The sequence below is a fragment of the Saccharothrix sp. S26 genome, from assembly GCF_021390395.1.
Taxonomy (GTDB): Bacteria; Actinomycetota; Actinomycetes; order Mycobacteriales; family Pseudonocardiaceae; genus Actinosynnema.
Map to the genome: position 1 here is coordinate 1 of NZ_JAJUWT010000040.1, position 17061 is coordinate 17061.

Genomic DNA, 17061 nt, shown 5'->3' on the forward strand with positions numbered 1-17061 from the left:
GTGCGTCGTGCGGGGGGGTGATCCGCGGGCCACGACGTCGTCGGGCGGTCAGGCCGGCGTGGTCCGGTAGCTCTCGGTGTAGTAGTCGCCGAGGCGCTGCCGGTACTCGTCGGCGTCGAAGGTGTCCGGGTCGTACTCCGGCGCCTGCCGCACCTGGTCCTGGGTGCGGTCGACGTGGACCTTCTTCGCCTCGTGGTCGACCCTCGCGACGGCACCGACCGGCAGCACGACCTTCAGGTGCGACCGCCACGTGCCCGCGTCGACCAGCAGGCAGTCGGCGGGCACGCGCGCGTTGGACTGGTCGATCTCGCCGATCGAGCCGTCCAGCGCCTCGACCTCGTACCCGAGCAGGCCGATGTCCGGGCGGTCGTGGCGGTCGGCGGACCGGGTCGCCTCGTCGACCTCGGGGGAGTCGGTGTCGCGCCCGTCGAGCAGCTCGTCGACGTTGCGCCACACCCACGGCGCGAAGGGGATGGGGAGCGGGTGCATCTCGGCCTCCTTGGTCGGATGGTCGCCCGAGGAGTACCCGTTCGAGTGAACATCGAGACCCGAACGATCGCTTTCTCACCACGATAACTTCAGTGTTGACCGAAAGTGATCACCTGGGCTCGAAAGGCGACAAGGGCGTCCCCGACCGTGTCCCCGTTAGTGGGTTCACCTCACTGAAGGTGACGGTGTTCGCCTCGCCTTGATGAACGTCCATCCCCGAAAGGCGGGGACCGTGGTCCTGGCCGGGTTGGGCGCAGATCGCGGGTGTAGAAGGAAACGGGCGGTTCCGGTCGGGGACCGAGCCGTGCTCCGCTGCGGAAGGTGGTGGCGATCGTGGGCGATCGAGGTGACGGTCGGGGTGGGATGTCGGAGCAGGACGCGGAGCTGTTCCTGACCGGCGGGCCCGCGGGCCGCCAGGTGCGGGAGGGCAGCCACGAGGCCGGTGGTTTCCGGCAACCGATGACGGCCAACCGGCAGGTCGTCGAGCTGCACGTGTGCATGGGCCTCAACGCCTGCAAGGGCCACGACGCGCTCGGCACGGCGACGCTGCCCGGCACCGGCCGCTGCGCCACCGCGCTGCACGTCTGCCACGGCGACAACGAGTGCCGCGGCCAGGGCGGGTGCGGTTACGCGGGCAGCGAGTTCGAGCAGACCAAGCCGGGCGACCAGTCGTGCAAGTACAACGGCAGCTGCGCGAGCCCGATCAACGAGTGCCGGGTGGCGTCGGCGGGCCCGTTCAAGGGGACCAGCGTGTGGATGCTGGCGCGCAAGCGGTTCGAGGCCCGGATGTGGGAGTCCGGCCTCTCGTTCGGCCCCGCGCCCAGCCGCGGCTACCCCAACGACCTCGTGCCGGCGTACGAGCTGGATCGCGAGGAGGTCTTCGCCGAGCTGACGGCGAAGAAGAAGGTGCCGAGCCCGAGGGCTCACGCGTTGCCGCGTTACGTGGGCCGTGCGTGATGCCGGCGGTCGACCGGCTGGGCCTGCCGGACCTGGGGTTCGGGGTCGGGTTGCGCGCGAGTCATGCCGACCAGGTGCTGCGGGGTCCGGCCGGGGTGGACTGGTTCGAGGTCATCACCGAGAACGTCTTGGACGACGGTGGCTATGCGCGGTACGTGTTCGACCAGGTCGCGGAGCGGTACCCCGTGGCGTTGCACGGTGTGTCGCTGTCGATCGGGAGCACCGACCCGTTGGACCTGGACTACCTGGCGCGGGTGCGTCGGCTCGCCGACGGTGCGGGCGCGGCGTGGGTGTCGGACCACCTGTGCTGGACGGGGGTGCTGGGGGTGAACACGCACGACCTGCTGCCGCTGCCGTTGACGGAGGAGTCGTTGCGGCACGTGGTGCGGCGGGTGCGGGTCGCGCAGGACGTGCTGGAGCGGCCGTTGGTGTTGGAGAACCCGAGCACGTACCTGGGTTTCGCGGAGTCGACCGTGCCGGAGGCGGAGTTCCTGGCCCGGTTGGCCGAGGAGTCGGGGTGCGGGTTGCTGTTGGACGTGAACAACGTGTACGTGTCGGCGGTCAACCACGAGTTCGACCCCTACGACTACATCCGGGCGTTGCCGGCGGACCGGGTGGTGCACCTGCACGTGGCCGGGCACACGGACTGCGGCACGCACCTGATCGACACGCACGACCAGCCGGTGGCGGACCCGGTGTGGGACCTGTACGCGTTCACGACCGGTCGGTTGCCGTCGGTGTCGGTGTTGTTGGAGTGGGACGACCGGGTTCCGGCGTTCGGGGTGCTGACGGCCGAGCTGGACAAGGCGCGGGAGCGGACCGCTCGTGCCGGCTGAGCGGTTGCGGTCGCTGCAGGGCTGGTTGCAGGGCGCGATCATGGACCCGGCCGCCGCGACCGGGGTGGAGGACGTGGTGGTGGCCACGGCGCGGTTGCCCGCGGCTCGGCGGCTGGCGATCTACCAGCACGGCTACCTGTCCCGGTTGGTCGAGTGCCTGGGCGCGCACTACCCCGTGACGCGGCACCTGCTGGGGGTGGAGCTGTTCGAGGAGTTCGCCCGGGACTACCTGGCGGCTCGTCCTTCGCGCAGCTACACGTTGGGGGCGTTGGGCGCGGGTTTGGCGGACCACTTGGCGGCCACCCGCCCGGACGCCGGTTCGGGGGAGCGTGAACCGTGGATCGACCTGGTGGTCGACGTGGTGCGGTTCGAGCGGGCCTTCACGGAGGCGCACGGAGCCGAGGGCGCGGAGTTCCGTGCGCCTCCGGAAGGTTTGCCGGAGCCGGGGAGCGCGGGGTGGGCCGGGACGGTGGTGTCGACGGTGGGGTGCTTGCGGTTGTTGCGCGCGGGTTTCCCGGTGCACGCGTTCGCCGTCGCGGTGCGCGCCCGGCGTGACCCGCCGTTGCCCGCGCCGGGGGAGGTGCGGTTGGTGTTGGCGCGCCGTGACTTCGTGGTGACGGTGGCGGAGGTGGACGAGCCGCGTTATCGGCTGCTGGCGGCGCTGCGGTCCGGTGTGCCGGTGGGGCGGGCCGGCGCGGACGCCGGGTTGACCCCGGACCGGACGGACGCGTGCCTGCGCGCGTGGATCGCCGAACGACTGATCGTCGCACTCAACGGAAGGACGTCCCGCGGATGACCACCATGCACACGGCTGTGCCGGCCGAGTACTCGAAGCCGAAGGCCAACGAGCCGATCAGGACGACGGACGCGTTGTTCTCGCACCTGTACGACGCGGCCCGGTTGGAGCTGTCGACCATTCCGCTGTACCTGTACGCCGCGTACTCGATCGAGACGGAGAACGTGTCGCAGTGGTCGGCGGGGCCGGGCGCGTTCCGGTTGATCAAGAGCATCGTGATCGAGGAGATGCTGCACCTGTCGTTGGTGCGCAACCTGATCGTGGCGATCGGGTACGGCGACCGGGTCGAGTTCCGGAACAAGGAGTTCGTGCCGGCGTTCCCGAGTCCGATGCTGCACCGGGTGCCGGAGTTGGAGCTGAAGCTGGCGCCGTTGACGACGGACCTGGTGCGGGACGTGTTCATGCCGTTGGAGTTGCCGGAGAAGAAGGACGCGCCGCCGGAGTCGGACGAGTACCAGACGATCGGGCAGTTCTACAAGGCGATCTTCGACGGTTTCCAGTGGTTGTGCGGGGTGGGTGAGGACGGGCGGGACGGGCCGGACCCGGCGAAGGAGAAGGAGTTGTTCCGGCACAACCGGTTGGACTTGCAGTACACGAACACGTACTGGAACGAGGGAGGTGGTGGTGCGCCGGTGCTGGTGCACGACCTGACGTCGGCGCTCACGGCGATCAACGTGATCGTGGAGCAGGGCGAGGGGATGGACCCGGACCAGCAGGAGGTGCCGATCGACCCGGAGGACCCGAAGCAGGACCTGGCGACGGGGTTGTTCGAGGCCCCGCACTACGTGAAGTTCAAGCGGATCGCGGACGGGTGGGAGCCGATCGGGACGGTGTACCCGGTGCCGGAGAACCCGCGGGTGTCGCAGTTCCCGGAGGGCCCGGTGCGCGACCTGGGGCAGTTGGCGTGCGCCTCGTACACCTACGTGCTGGCGATGCTGGACGAGCTGTACAACACGTCGGGTCGGGACGTGAAGCCGGGTGCGAGCAGTCGGCGGTACGGGTTGGAGCGGATGTTCGTCGCGGCGATGCAGGGCTTGCTGTTCGGCGTGGTGAAGGAGTTGGTGCGCACGCCGATCACGAAGGGCCCGTACCGCGGTCTGCACGCCGCGCCGACGTTCGAGTACTACGAGTTCCCGGAGGGGGAGTCGTTGACGCGGCACCTGAAAGCCCTGTGCGACCGCGTCCTGCCGCACTACCCGGCGTTGGGCGGGGACAACAGCGTGCTGTGGCTGATCAGCGAGCAGATGCCGGACGACCTGACCCACTAGCCGCGCGCGGTGGTTCCCGGTCCCCGTCGGGCGTTGTGTGCGTGGTCAGGTCGTGGTCTTGGTGAGGACGTTGCAGGTCGGGTGCGGGAAGGTGTAGGTGGTCCCGTCGATCTCGATGTCGAGGAGGATCCGCTGGGTGTAGGCGAGGATGTCGTAGTGGGTGCCGCCGTCGAGTGACAGCAGCCAGTAGTTCGCGCTGTAGCCGGAGAGTGCGGCCTTGCCGTGTTCGAAGGGGATGTTGAGCACCGCGCCGCCGTTGGTGTCCTCGACTTCGCAGGTGATGTGGTCGGTGACGGGGTGGCCGGCCTTGGCGAGGTCGTCGATCGCGGTTCGGAGGGGCAGTCCGATGTCCAGGGTCAGCACGGGTTGCGGGTTCTGGTAGTTGCCGTCCTCGGTGAGCGGCAGCCCGTACGGGTACGGGAGGGTGTCGAGGCCGTCGGGGGTGGGCAGGACCGAGGGGGACGTGGGGATCTCCGGTTGCCCGCCGGCTTCCCGGGCGGAGCCCAGTGCCAGGACGGAGACGCCGTGCGGCACGGAGATCTGCTTGGCCAGGGTGCGCTGCGGGGGTTGTGGTTGTGGGTCGCCCGGTTCGTACGCCGGGTTGTCGGGTGGGTAGGGGTAGGGGCCGATCTGCTGCTTCTCGGTGGTGAGGGAGAGCCAGGCCCCGTTCTCCTCGTGGACGATCTGGCCCTGGCCGGGGCCTTCGGCGAAGCGGATCTGCTGGTCGTAGAACAGCACGAACGGGGTCTGCTGGTAGGTGCCGCCCCGGTTGGGCGCGGCGACGGGGCCGGCGACGGCGTCCTCGCCCTGGAAGACGATGGTCTCGTAGTAGGTGAAGTTCTTGAGGACGTAGCCGATGGACACCCCGTTCTGGGGTGACTGCTGTGGCAGGGGCATGACGTTGTAGGAGTACGGGGTGGTCGGGTCGCCCTTGCCGGTGCCGGGCAGGTTCTGGTTGGTCCACGTGCCGACCAGGTGTTGTTGGAAGGTCGACAGCTCCGAGATTTCGGCTTTGCGCGGCATCAGGCGCTCCCCTGCTCTGCGTCGGCCCCCTCCAGGCATGGTCTGCCGCGTGATCACGTCGTTCAAGGGGGTCGGGCAGGCGTCACCCGTCGTGGCAGGTCTGTCACACGGTCGGTGGGGAGGTCCAGCGCCAGACGGACGGTGGTCGTCCGCCCTTGGGCAGGGCGGCGGCGTGGTGGGTGGTGCGTTCGAGGCCGGGTACGCGTTCCATGGTGCGGCCGAGGTTGGCGGGGTAGGGGCGGTCGCCGGTGAGGGATTCGGTGGCGTCGAGGGCGTGGGCGGTGGTGAACTCGTGGCCCAGCAGGCCCGCGGTGAAGGCGGGGTCGCGCCAGAGGTGGCCGGCGAGGATGGGGCGGCAGTCGCGGACGATGCGGTCGTGGTCGAACGCCAGGGGCGGGACGTCGGACAGCGGTGCCCAGGTCGGGCCGTCGTCGGTGAGCCCGGCGGGGTCGATGGTGGCCCAGAGGGCGATGGACAGGGTGGGGCCGCGCGGGTCGCGGGACGGTTCGTCGAACGTGGTGAGCTGGCCGGAGGCGGAGATGGCCCGTTCGGGGACGCCGAGCTTGCCGGTGACCGCGCGCCGGGCCGCGTCGCGCAGGCGTTCGCCCTTGCCGAGCAGGACGCCGGGCAGGGCGAGGTCGCCCGCGAACGGTTCCTGCGCGCGGGGGGCGATGCCGAGGAGCACGGCGCGCGCGGTCGGGTCGAAGCGCAGGGCCAGCACGTCCACCGACACCAGGGTCGACTCGATCATGGCGTGATTGTCCCGCACTCAGCGCAGCGCCGGTGCGCGCACGGTGTAGTCGTCGCGGTCGGGTCCGGCGCCGGTGACGAGGACGGGCAGGTGCAGGTGGTCCTCGAGCCAGGCGACCGGGTCGGGCAGGTCGGTCAGCGTCGGGGTGCGGTCGGTGAGGAACGCGGTGAGGTCGGTGGTGGGCAGGGGTGCGTCGTAGGCGGTGGCGACTTGGAGGTTGTGCGCGTCGAGGTGGGTGACGGCCAGCCCATCGACGCCGCGGCAGGCGTCGACGGCGTAGCGCAGGAGCACGGCGTCGAGGTGTCCGGCGCGCCACGCGCCCTGGTACTCGCCGGTGCCGTTGTGGCGTTCGGGGAACCGTGCGAGCACCCGGTCGTCCTCGGTGGGGAACGGTCCCGCGCCGTGGCGGGTGTGGTAGGTGCGGGTGACGCCGATGACCGTGGCGGGGCGGTGCCCGAGCAGGGCGCGGGCGTTGTCGGGGGTGACGGTGGACCAGGTGGTGTGCGGGTGGAAGCCGCGCCACTGGTCGAGCAGCACGCCTTGCGCGCCCTCGAACACGAGCCGTCCCCGGTCGGCGAGGCGGCCGACCTCGTCGCCGGTGGTGACGCGGACCGCGCCCGCGAAGTCGCGGTAGAGCGAGACGAGGTCGTCGACCGCGGTCCCGTCGCCGATCAGCGGCTCGTAGAAGCGGGCCAGGGCGTCGAGCTTGGCCCGCAGCACGGTGGGGTGGGCGCAGTCGCCGACCGTCGGCGGTGGGCCCGGGACGCCGATGACCTCCTGGTTCTCCACCACGTCGCCGGGTGCCGCGCCGCGGGCGGCGAGCAGGCCGTACCAGGTGGTCTCGCCGATGCCCTTGCCGCACGAGCCGTGCCGGGCGTGGCCGCGGGCGTCCTCGCGGGCGCGGTTGGCGGCGACGTGGACGGGGGTGGTGAGCGGGGCGTCGGCGTCGATCGACAGCATCCGCAGCGGGTCGGTGACGCCCAGCCGTTCCAGGTCGCGTGCTTCGCCTGCCAGGGCGATCGGTTCGACCAGGACGTGGCGGGAGAGGTGGGTCGGCACGCCCGCGAGCGTGCCGGACCCGAACTGGCTGAACGTGTGGTGCCGGTCGCCGACGACGACGTTGTGCGCGGCCTGCGCGCCGCCGTTGAACCGGACCACCGAGGTGACCGGGCGGTCGTGGCACAGCGCGTCGACCACCGCTCCCTTCCCCTCGTCGCCGAACCCGAGGCCGACGACGATGACGTGGCCGTCCATCAGGTGAGCGTGACGTCGTCGGGGCCGTCCAGCCGCGGGGGAGCGGGCGTGGTGGCGACGGTGGTCGCGCCGACGTGGACCAGCGCCTTGCCGACGGCCTCGCTCTCGGCGACCGAGCCGATCTCGGCCAGGTCGACCATGGCCTGGTCGAGGTCGACGACGCGTTCCTCCATGCCGATCGTGGCGGCGATCAGCTCGCACACCGCGCCGGGGTCGTCGAGCTTGAGGAAGCGCTGGCCGAGCAGGTCGCGCCAGTGGTCGGCGATGTCCTGGTCGTGGTAGTACGACGACTGGTTGGGCAGCACGAAGTAGACGTGCCACTTGCGGCTGAGCTCGCGGTAGATCGAGGCGGGGTCGATGTCCTGCTTGACGTCGTCGCCGATGATCCGGCGGATGTGGCGTGCTTCGAGGCGGGGCTTGTTGAGCTCGTCGCCGATGAGGAACAGGTAGCCCTTGCGGCCGCGCTTCTGCCAGGCGTCGGTGACGACGTGGCGGGCCACGAAGTAGGCGGCCAGCTCGTAGGACTCGCTCTTCTGCCCGCCGCCGTTGCCTTCGAGGAAGATGGTGCGCAGCTGCTCGTCCATGCGGTTGTCCGACTCGAACTGGCCGACCTGGAGGGGCACACGGTCGCTGTCGGCGTCACCGATGCCGCCGAACATCAGCTGCGGGTCCGCGAGGTAGCCCTTGCGCTGCAACAGGCCGTGCAGCTTGCCGAGCTTGCGCTGCATGATCTGCGGCACGCGGCCCATCGAGCCGGTGACGTCGAACAGCACCGCGATGGGGGTCGAGTCGGCGTGGTCGGGCGAGTCGCGGCACTCGCGCGCCGCCACGCCCTTCGGGTCCAGCGCCGGGTCGGCCTTCCACTCCTTGGCCGGGCGCGAGCGCAGGGCGGCGGTGTAGCCGAAGTCGTCGATGCCCTTGGCGGCGCGGAAGGTCTTGGCCGCCGCGTAGGCGTTGTCGTCCCACTTGCCGTGTCCCATGGTCAGGCTCCTGTCTTGGGCAGGGCGAACGGGCGGAAGGTCCGTTCGCCGTAGAGGTCGTCGAGCAGGTCGTCGTACTCGTCGAGCAGGTCGACGGCATCGGGCCGTCGCGCGGGGTCGTCCTGCGTGCAGCCGCGGGCGAACCTGCGTTGTGCGGTTTCGTCGTCCGCCAACAGGTCCAGCATGAGCGTGTGTGCCATGTGGACGTCGGTGGCGGGGGTGACCGGTCGTCCGGCGTGGACTTCCGGCGGGTAGGGGATGGTCTTGTCGGTGGCCAGCGGGCGTTCGCCCGCGGTGACGGCGAACGTCCAGCCGGCCAGCACGATGCCGTGCTGCCCGGGGTGCACCAGGACGTTGTCGGCGGTGATCGCGCCGTGCACGAGGCCGACGCGGTGCGCGCCCGCGACGGCCCGCAGCAGCCTGCGGTGCATCCAGGCGTAGTCGCGGCCGTCCAGCCCGCGCGGGAACGCCCGGTGCACGTCGGCGAGCGTGACGAACCCGTCGAGCAGCGGGGCCAGGACGGTGAACGCGCGGGAGCCGCGGGCCACGTCGCCGGAGGTGTCGACCAGGTGCGGGTAGTAGGGGCGCAGCCAGCGGTGTTCGTCGGTGAAGCGGGCGAGGCGGCGCAGCGCGTCCCACTCGGCGTGCAGCAGGGGGTTGAGCGCGGGGTTGCGCACGACCTTGACCACGTGCGGGCCGTCGGTGCGGTAGAGGTTGGCGACGCTGCCGACCGCGTGCCGCGCGGCGAGCCGGTAGGTCGCGCGGTCGGTGCGCAGCTCGACCGGTGCGGCGTGCAGCCACTCGTGGTGCAGCCGGGTCAGCTCGGCCGAGGCGGCGTGGGCCCTGGTGTCGTGGGGGCCGACCCGGTCGGGGTGCAGGACGGCGGCGAGGCCCCGGTAGAGCCGCTGCGCCTCCTTGCGGCGGGCCGGGTCGGGGTCGACCGGGCCGAACAGGTCGGCCGCCGAGCCTGCCCGTTCGACTCGTTCGAGCGCTTCGTCCCTGGTGAACATAGTTTGAGTCTATACGACTCAAACCGGTGGTCGAGTGGAATACCGCTGTGTCGCCGGTCACATGGCGTGCTCGTGGTCGGCGGAGCTGGGGTGATCGGCGATGTTGTACTTCCTGTGATCAGCGGTCCCCGCACTCGCGTCGAGCCCCGCTCCGCGAGCGCACTCCCGCATCTCCGCACCGATGACCCTCGGCGTGCTCTCCCCGGGAACAGGAGTCTGCCTTGCGCACCGCGCAACTCGCACTGCGCAACGTCACCAAGAGCCATCACGACCGCGTCGTGCTCGACGCGGTCTCGTCGACCGTCAAGCCCGGTGAGAAGGTGGGCGTGATCGGCGACAACGGATCCGGCAAGTCCACCCTGCTCGCGATCGTCGCGACCCGACCACGGCGAGGTCACCGTGGTCGCGCCCGGCGGCATCGACTACCTGCCCCAGTCGGTGGACGTGCCGCCGCCCGCCACCGCGGCCGACGTGGTCTGACGCACGACCGGCGCACCCGCGAGTCGTTCCGCGGCACGCGCCCGCACCTGGAGCACGGCGAGCCGACGTGATCAGGGCGCGGCGGCGGCCGGCCGGTGCAGGTCGGCCGCCGCCGCGAACGGCCGCCACGCGACCACGGCCACGCCCGCCACCACCACGACCGCGAACCAGAACGGCGCGGTGATCCCGAACTGGCGGGCGACGACACCGCCCACCAGCGCGCCCAGCGCCGACCCGCCGACGCTGAGCAGGAAGAAGGCGCTGCCCACCCGGCCGCGCAACGCGTCGGGCACCTCGCGCTGCCGGATCGACTGCGTGATCACGTTCCACACCACCGCGTGCACGCCGAACACCGCCAGCACCGCACCCGCCACCCACACGTCCCGGGCCAGCGCGAACCCCAGGTGGGTGCCCGCCTCCACCACCAGGCCCACCCGCAGCAACGCGGTCGGCCCGAACCGGTCGACCAGCCTGCTCGCCACCGCCGTGCCGAGCACCCCGCCGACCGCGATCGAGCTCAACAGCAGGCCGAACCACCTCGGGTCCAGCCCGAGCCGTTCACCCGAGTACAGCACCAGGATCGACATCGCGCCCGTGAGCGTCAGGTTCATCAGGCACAGGCACAGGGCCAACGTCCGCAGCACCTCGTGCCGCCACAACCAGCGCAGCCCTTCCCCGATCTCGGCGCGCACGGTCCCCCGCCGCACCGGGGCCTGCGACGGCACACCCCGCACCGCCGCGATGAGCAGCGCGGCGACCACGAAACTGGCCGCGTCCACCCCGAACGGCACCGCCGCCGCCACCACGAACAACGCCGCGCCGACCGGCGGCGCGAGCAACTGGTTGCCCAGGATGTGCGTGGCCATCAGCCGCGAGTTCGCCCGCGGCAGGTGCTCGGCGGCCACGACCGCCGGCAGCAACGCCGACGTCGCGTTGTCCGCCACCGTCTCACCCACCCCCAGCAGGAACAGGCACGCGTACACCACCGGCACCGACGCGTGCCCCGTCCAGATCGCCACCGCGAGCCCCGCCACCACCGCGCCCCGGGCCAGGTTCGCCACCACGGCGAGCCTGCGCCGGTCGAACCGGTCCACCACCACCCCGCTGAGTAGCGAGAACAGCAACCACGGCAGCTGTTGGGCGAACACCGCGCCCGCCACCAGCGCCGGGTCGGAGGTCAGCGAGGCCACCAACAGGGGACCGGCCGCCATCGTCATGCCGTCACCGATGTTCGACACCGCGGAGGCCGACCACAGCCTGGCGAAGTCCGGTCCCAGTCGACGCGCCATGCCGGTGGACGCTAGCGAGCCGGCCCGCCCGGGGCACGCGGGTTACCGCCCGTTCAGCCTCGACGGATACCGCTCCGCGCGATCCGGCGGTGGACAGACCGCCCCGACGGCACCATGATTCGACCGATCGCGAACTAGTGGGGGGAGCGGAGCGCGATGGATTCGCCGTTGGACAACCCGGCCTGGGCGTCGTTGACCGGACCGCACGCCCGCTTCGCCGAACGACACGGCCGGGCCCTGCGCTACCGACCCGACGTGGCGACCTTCGCGGCGCTGCCCGACCGGCCCGACGAGCGGACGTGGGCCGACCTCGCCGCGCTGGCCGGACCGGGCGCGATCGCACCCATCACCACCCCGCACACCCCACCGGCCGACTGGGAGGTCGTCGACCGCATCGACGCGGTGCAGCTCGTCGACGACGGCGTGCGCGCCGCCGAGGAACCCGAAGCGATCCGGCTGGGCCCCGCCGACGTGCCCGAGATGCTCGACCTGGTGCGGCGCACCCGACCCGGGCCGTTCCTGCCGCGCACCGTCGAACTGGGCACCTACCTCGGCATCCGCCGTGACGGAGCGCTCGTCGCGATGGCGGGCGAACGCCTGCACCCGCCGGGCTGGACCGAGATCAGCGCCGTGTGCACCGACCCCGCCCACCGGGGCCAGGGCCTGGCGACCCGGCTGGTGCACGCCGTCACCGCCGGCATCCGCGCCCGCGGCGAACAGGCGATGATGCACGCCGCCGCCTCCAACACCGGCGCGATCGCCCTCTACGAGTCACTGGGCTTCCGCATCCGCCAACACCTCGTGATCACTCTCCTCCGCACCCCTGTGACAACCCCGGCCGCCGTGCGCGCCTGACCCGCGCCAGCCGGCCCTGGCGTCGGCACCGCACCGGCTCCCTCGATCCCGGCACCCTCCGCCCCGCGCCGGACCCTCTCAAGCCCGGCACCCCGCGCCACAGCCCGGCCCACCGGCGCTCCGAGCAGGGAGACCGGAGCTGTGCGGCGAGAGCCGGGCGCTTGCGGTCCGCATGGCGTCAGAACAGGGCGTCGATCAGCGCCTCCGCCTGGGCCGGGTTCAGGCGCGGGTCGCACAAGGTGTGGTAATCGGTGGACAGGTCGAGCGCGGCCCGATCTTGCACGCCACCGGGTTGCGAACCAGGCTCAACAGTCGCACGTGCGCCCCGTCCACCCCGCCGGTGCGCTCCCCGATCCACGGGAAGCGCGTGGAACCCGGGAACCGCTGCCCGGTCACGTCGTCCACCCGCACCTGCGGCCCCTCGTAGTCGAGCACCAGCGCGTCGTAGCTGGACCACGGACCGGACCAGACCGGCTGTCGGGTGTCCATGTTGATCACTTTACGTGGTGGGGCGCATCGGGATCCGGTCGGCGTCGGCCAGGAAGTCGGCCTCCTGCAACGAGGTCGGGCAGATGTCGACCACCGGCAGGTCCGATGGTGTGCCGCACGGCGTGCACGCCCATCCTCTCCGCGGCCAGGTTGGCGATCCCGAACACCGCCAGGTCGGCGAACACCCGGCGCACCTGCACGTCACCGAACACCTTGGCGATGACGACCGGCACCTCCTGCGGGGGCACCGCGTCCGGGAGGTGGTCCGTGGCCGGCGCGAACGCCTCGGCCTGCTCCAGCCCGGCCCTGATCGGATCGAGGCCCGCCTTGCGCACCAGCCCGAACATGCCCCCGCCGATGGCGAACACGACCATGGACTCGGCGACCTCTTCGGCGATGTCGGCGGGGGAGGGACGTCCGGCCGGACGTCGCGAAGATCACTCGGCCGGCCCTGCCGGGCGGGGGTGGCACGACCGCAGCCGGCACGCCGAAGGCGGGGCAACCCCTGGTGATCTGCTACTTCGACGCGGGTACACCCCTACCGGCGCGCGGCGGCACCGGGACGCCGCTGGTCACCGACCGGCGGTGACGGGTGCGGCGGCGCACCCCCAGTGGTGGACTGGGACGACGTCCGACGAACCGGTGAGGATGGAACATGGCTCTGGACCGGACCCCGCCAACCCCGACGACCGCGCCGTGGTGGACCTCGGCGGTGGTGTACCAGGTGTACCCGCGCAGCTTCGCCGACTCCGACGGCGACGGCGTGGGCGACCTCAACGGCATCACCGCGCGGCTGGACCACCTGGCCCGGTTGGGCGTCGACGTGGTCTGGCTGTCACCGGTGTACGCGTCGCCGCAGGCCGACAACGGCTACGACATCTCCGACTACCAGGCGATCGACCCGGCGTTCGGCACGTTGGACGACTTCGACCGGCTGCTGGAGCAGGTGCACGCCCGCGGCATGAAGCTGGTGATGGACCTGGTGGTCAACCACACCTCCGACGAGCACCCGTGGTTCGTCGAGTCCCGCTCTTCCAAGGACAACCCGAAGCGCGACTGGTACTGGTGGCGGCCGCCGCGCGAGGGCTTCGAAGCGGGGCAGCCGGGCGCGGAGCCGACCAACTGGGGCTCGTTCTTCTCCGGCCCGGCGTGGACGCTCGACGAGGCGACGGGGGAGTACTACCTGCACCTGTTCGACCGCAAGCAGCCGGACCTGAACTGGGAGAACCCGGAGGTCCGCCACGCCGTGTACGAGATGATGCGGTGGTGGCTGGACCGGGGTGTGGACGGCTTCCGGATGGACGTCATCAACCTGATCTCCAAGGATCCCGAGCTGCCGGACGGCGCGACCACCGGCGTCGGCGGCCTCGGCGACGGGTTCCCGCACTTCGCCACCCGCCCCGGCGTGCACGACTTCCTGCGCGAGATGAACCGGGAGGTGTTCGAGGGCCGGACCGGCGAGTTCCTCACGGTGGGGGAGATGCCCGGCGTGACGTGGGAGCAGGCGCGGTTGTTCACCGACCCGGCGCGGCGGGAGCTGGACATGGTGTTCCAGTTCGAGCACGTCTGGCTCGACCAGGGGCCGGGCGGCAAGTTCGACCCGAAGCCGCTGGACCTGCGCGACCTGAAGGCGTCGCTGGGGCGGTGGCAGACGGCGTTGGCCGAGGTCGGCTGGAACAGCCTGTACTGGAACAACCACGACCAGCCGCGCGTGGTGTCCCGCTTCGGTGACGACGGCAGGTGCTGGCGCGAGTCGGCGACGGCGCTGGCCACCGTGCTGCACCTGCACCGCGGCACACCGTACGTCTACCAGGGCGAGGAACTGGGCATGACGAACGCGCCGTTCGCCGGGGTGCACGAGATGCACGACATCGAGTCGCTCAACCACTACCGGCAGGCGGTCGCCGCCGGTGCGGACCCGGAGTCGGTGTTGCGGGGCCTGCGCGCGATGGGCCGTGACAACGCCCGCACCCCCGTGCAGTGGGACGCGAGCCCCAACGCCGGGTTCACCACGGGTGAGCCGTGGATCGCGGTCAACCCCAACCACACCTGGCTCAACGCCGCCGCCCAGTACGACGACCCGAAGTCGGTCTTCAACCACTACCGTCGGCTCATCGAGCTGCGCCACCGGCTCCCGGTCGTGGCGCTGGGCGACTTCCGGATGCTCCTGGCCGACCACCCGCAGGTCTACGCCTACGAGCGCACGCTGGACGGCACGCGGCTGCTCGTCGTGGCCAACCTCGGCGGCACACCGCAGACCGTCGAGATCGACCGCGACTGGGCCGCCGCCGACGTCGTGCTGGCCAACACCGACGACGCGCCGATCTCACCCGGCCGCGTGGACCTCCGGCCGTGGGAGGCGCTGGTGCTCCAGCGCTGACCCGGCTCACCGCCCCACCTGCGGATTTCACGATCCTGCAAGGTGTTCGCACACCCGACCGTGGACAGTGGTCACGGGGGTTGCGGGTTCCCGGCTCACGGGACCGCGACGGAACCGGCGGGCGCGGTGAGCCGTCACTGGGGGACAGCTCACCGCGCCCGGCGAACCCGGGTGGTGGCTACATCCGTTCGGGCGCGGCGATGCCCAGCAGGTCGAGGCCGTGGCCGAGGGTCCGCGCCGTCAACCGGCACAGCGCCAGCCGGTTGCCGCGCACGGGCTCGTCGGCCTTGAGCACGGGACAGGCCTCGTAGAAGGTGGTGAAGGCGCGGGCCAGGTCGTAGAGGTAGCCGCAGAGCCGGTGCGGTTCGAGGGTGGCGGCGACCTCGGTGACGACCGCGCCGTAGGCGTCCAGGGCCAGGCCCAGGGCCCGTTCGGCGGGGTGTGGCGTGACCGTGCGGTCGACCGCCGCGTCCGGGTCGCCCGCCTTGCGCAGGATCGAGCTGATCCGGGCGTGCGCGTACTGGAGGTAGACGCCGGTGTTGCCGGTGAACGACACCATGCGGTCGACGTCGAAGGAGTAGTCCTTCACCCGCGAGGTCGACAGGTCGGCGTACTTGACCGCGGCGATCCCCGCCGACTCGGCGATCCGGTCGAGCTCGGCCGGGTCGAGGTCGCGGTTCTCCGCCACGACGGCCCTGGCTCGCGACACCGCGGCGTCGAGCAGGTCCATCAGCCGGACCGTGCCGCCCGACCTGGTCTTGAACGGCGTCCCGTCCGGACCGAGGATCGTGCCGTAGGCGGCGTGCTCGGCGGCGATGCCGTCGGTGAGCCACCCGGCGCGCCGGGCCGCCTCGAACACCAGCTGGAAGTGCAGCGACTGGCGCGAGTCGGTGACGTAGACCAGCCGGGTGGCCTTGAGGTCGCGCAGCCGGTAGCGGATCGTGGCCAGGTCGGTGGTGTCGTAGCCGTACCCGCCGTCGCTCTTGCGGACCATCAGGGTGACCGGCCTGCCCTCGGGCCCGGTCACCTCCTGCGAGTAGAAGACCAGCGCGCCGTCGCTCTCCACCGCCAGGCCCGCGTCGACCAGCTCGTCGACCGTGTCGCCCAGCATCGGGTTGTAGAACGACTCGCCGACCGAGTCCTCGGGCGTGAGCAGCACGTTCAACCGGTCGTAGATCGCGCTGAACGACCGCTCGGACTCCGCGACGATGTCCTGCCACACCGCGACCGTGTCCGGGTCGCCCGCCTGGAGCGCGACGACCCGGGCGCGCGACCGGTCGGCGAAGTCGGGGTCGGCGTCGAACTTCGCCCGCGCCGACCGGTACAGCCCGTCCAACGCCGACACCGCCGAGGTGCCCTCGCCCAGCTCGTCCTGGTGCCACGCCGCGTCGGGGTGCTCGTCGAGGTACTGGATCAGCATCCCGAACTGGGTGCCGAAGTCGCCCAGGTGGTTCTGGCGCAGCACGTCCGCGCCGAGGAAGCCCTCCACGCGGGCCAGGCTGTCGCCGATGATCGTCGTGCGCAGGTGCCCGACGTGCATCTCCTTGGCGATGTTGGGCGCGGAGTAGTCGACCACGACCCGGCGGCCCAGCTCGGGCGTGCCGACGCCGAGGCGCGGGTCCTCCAGGCGGGCGGCGACCTGCTCCCAGACCGCGGTGTCGGTCACGGTGACGTTGAGGAAACCGGGCCCGGACGGCTCCACCGAGGCGATCACCGCGTCCGCGCCGAGGTCGAGCCCGGCCACCACCTGCCGGGCCAGCTCGACCGGCTTCACCCCGACGCGCTTGGCCAGCGCCAGCGGCGCGTTGCACTGGAAGTCCGCGCGCTCGGATCGTCGCACCACCGGGTCCGCGCCCGCCAGGTCCTCACGGACCCGGCCGATCGCCACCGACATCGTCGTGGCGATCCGTTCCAACAGCGACGGCACCTCCTGGTGGTGGACACTCACCTGGCACATCCTCCTTCGTAGGAAGGCGATTGTCCCAGGTTCCCGACGCACCGCCCGCCGAGGGTCGGCGAGCCCGCGCGACCACCACCGCTGCGGCTGAACGGTCCACACTGGACAGCTCACCACCGCCCCGGACCGAACCTCAGGCCGGAATCCCGGCTCGCTCCCGGGAGCGACTCGCGGGCCGCCCTCCGGCACCGATCCCCAGGCCGACCTCGCCGGACCGAACCCCCAGGCCGACCCGCGGGACCGACCC

The 17061-nt window shown here is 71.6% G+C and carries 16 protein-coding genes and 2 pseudogenes; 8 read left to right on the forward strand and 10 right to left on the reverse strand.

The window, feature by feature from the left end; genetic code table 11:
* Window positions 1–48: 48 nt before the first annotated feature.
* On the reverse strand, window positions 49–489 hold the full coding sequence (locus LZG04_RS40740; RefSeq protein ID WP_233827313.1) for a PRC-barrel domain containing protein: 441 nt from the start codon (window positions 487–489) through the stop codon (window positions 49–51).
* 363 nt (window positions 490–852) lie between these two features.
* Here LZG04_RS40740 and LZG04_RS40745 point away from each other — a divergent pair, with 363 nt between their 5' ends.
* The 4 genes from LZG04_RS40745 to LZG04_RS40760 are packed head-to-tail and all read left to right on the forward strand — an operon-like array spanning window position 853 to window position 4346.
* A complete protein-coding gene (locus LZG04_RS40745; RefSeq protein WP_233827314.1) occupies window positions 853–1446 on the forward strand; it encodes a hypothetical protein in 594 nt (197 codons plus the stop codon).
* Window positions 1446–2282 (forward strand): DUF692 domain-containing protein, encoded by an 837-nt coding sequence (locus LZG04_RS40750; protein WP_233827315.1) that lies wholly within the window; start codon window positions 1446–1448, stop codon window positions 2280–2282. Before LZG04_RS40745 ends, LZG04_RS40750 begins: the two co-directional genes overlap by 1 nt.
* Entirely contained in the window at window positions 2272–3078 is an 807-nt protein-coding gene (locus LZG04_RS40755; protein ID WP_233827316.1) for a DNA-binding domain-containing protein, read from the forward strand. The genes LZG04_RS40750 and LZG04_RS40755 overlap by 11 nt, the downstream gene beginning before the upstream one ends.
* Window positions 3075–4346 carry a ferritin-like protein gene (locus LZG04_RS40760; protein WP_233827317.1) on the forward strand — a complete coding sequence of 424 codons (1272 nt, stop codon included), beginning with the start codon at window positions 3075–3077 and terminating at the stop codon, window positions 4344–4346. Before LZG04_RS40755 ends, LZG04_RS40760 begins: the two co-directional genes overlap by 4 nt.
* Window positions 4347–4391: 45 nt before the next feature.
* Here LZG04_RS40760 and LZG04_RS40765 read toward each other — a convergent pair whose 3' ends face one another.
* Both LZG04_RS40765 and LZG04_RS40770 read right to left on the reverse strand, forming a co-directional pair.
* Entirely contained in the window at window positions 4392–5369 is a 978-nt protein-coding gene (locus LZG04_RS40765; protein ID WP_233827318.1) for a heme-binding protein, read from the reverse strand.
* A 103-nt stretch (window positions 5370–5472) separates the two neighbouring features.
* Window positions 5473–6102 (reverse strand): NUDIX hydrolase, encoded by a 630-nt coding sequence (locus LZG04_RS40770; protein ID WP_374202995.1) that lies wholly within the window; start codon window positions 6100–6102, stop codon window positions 5473–5475.
* Between LZG04_RS40770 and LZG04_RS43235 the strand changes: the two are divergent.
* Window positions 6025–6183: pseudogene (locus LZG04_RS43235) on the forward strand (hypothetical protein); the annotation flags it as partial. The gene LZG04_RS40770 and the pseudogene LZG04_RS43235 sit on opposite strands and share 78 nt — an antisense overlap.
* Here the strand turns inward: LZG04_RS43235 and LZG04_RS40775 are convergent.
* The 3 genes from LZG04_RS40775 to LZG04_RS40785 are packed head-to-tail and all read right to left on the reverse strand — an operon-like array spanning window position 6139 to window position 9364.
* The gene (locus LZG04_RS40775; protein WP_233827320.1) at window positions 6139–7374 is read right to left on the reverse strand and encodes an adenylosuccinate synthetase; all 1236 of its coding nucleotides are present in this window, start codon (window positions 7372–7374) and stop codon (window positions 6139–6141) included. The pseudogene LZG04_RS43235 and the gene LZG04_RS40775 sit on opposite strands and share 45 nt — an antisense overlap.
* Window positions 7374–8354, reverse strand: a complete 981-nt coding sequence (locus LZG04_RS40780; RefSeq protein WP_233827321.1) for a hypothetical protein — start codon at window positions 8352–8354, stop codon at window positions 7374–7376. Before LZG04_RS40780 ends, LZG04_RS40775 begins: the two co-directional genes overlap by 1 nt.
* A 2-nt stretch (window positions 8355–8356) precedes the next feature.
* Window positions 8357–9364: an adenylate cyclase gene (locus tag LZG04_RS40785; protein ID WP_233827322.1), complete on the reverse strand. Its 1008-nt coding sequence runs from the start codon at window positions 9362–9364 to the stop codon at window positions 8357–8359.
* 221 nt (window positions 9365–9585) lie between these two features.
* Between LZG04_RS40785 and LZG04_RS40790 the strand changes: the two are divergent.
* Window positions 9586–9841, forward strand: a pseudogene (locus LZG04_RS40790) (ATP-binding cassette domain-containing protein); the annotation flags it as partial.
* 74 nt (window positions 9842–9915) lie between these two features.
* Here LZG04_RS40790 and LZG04_RS40795 read toward each other — a convergent pair.
* Window positions 9916–11133, reverse strand: coding sequence for an MFS transporter (locus LZG04_RS40795; protein WP_233827324.1), 1218 nt, complete (start codon window positions 11131–11133; stop codon window positions 9916–9918).
* A 156-nt stretch (window positions 11134–11289) separates the two neighbouring features.
* Between LZG04_RS40795 and LZG04_RS40800 the strand changes: the two genes are divergently transcribed.
* Window positions 11290–11988, forward strand: a complete 699-nt coding sequence (locus tag LZG04_RS40800; protein WP_233827325.1) for a GNAT family N-acetyltransferase — start codon at window positions 11290–11292, stop codon at window positions 11986–11988.
* Between the two features lie 219 nt (window positions 11989–12207).
* On the opposite strand, the gene LZG04_RS40805 is transcribed toward LZG04_RS40800, so the two are convergent.
* Both LZG04_RS40805 and LZG04_RS40810 read right to left on the reverse strand, forming a co-directional pair.
* Window positions 12208–12477, reverse strand: a complete 270-nt coding sequence (locus LZG04_RS40805; protein ID WP_308199693.1) for a 3-deoxy-7-phosphoheptulonate synthase — start codon at window positions 12475–12477, stop codon at window positions 12208–12210.
* Window positions 12478–12482: 5 nt separating this feature from the next.
* Complete coding sequence (locus LZG04_RS40810; RefSeq protein ID WP_233827326.1) at window positions 12483–12851, reverse strand: hypothetical protein; 369 nt, start codon at window positions 12849–12851, stop codon at window positions 12483–12485.
* 281 nt (window positions 12852–13132) lie between these two features.
* On the opposite strand from LZG04_RS40810, the gene LZG04_RS40815 reads away from it, so the two are divergent.
* A complete protein-coding gene (locus tag LZG04_RS40815) occupies window positions 13133–14857 on the forward strand; it encodes an alpha-glucosidase (protein ID WP_233827327.1) in 1725 nt (574 codons plus the stop codon).
* A gap of 178 nt (window positions 14858–15035) precedes the next feature.
* Here the strand turns inward: LZG04_RS40815 and argS are convergent, their stop codons facing one another.
* Window positions 15036–16805: an arginine--tRNA ligase gene (argS, locus tag LZG04_RS40820; protein WP_233827328.1), complete on the reverse strand. Its 1770-nt coding sequence runs from the start codon at window positions 16803–16805 to the stop codon at window positions 15036–15038.
* Window positions 16806–17061 lie beyond the last annotated feature (256 nt).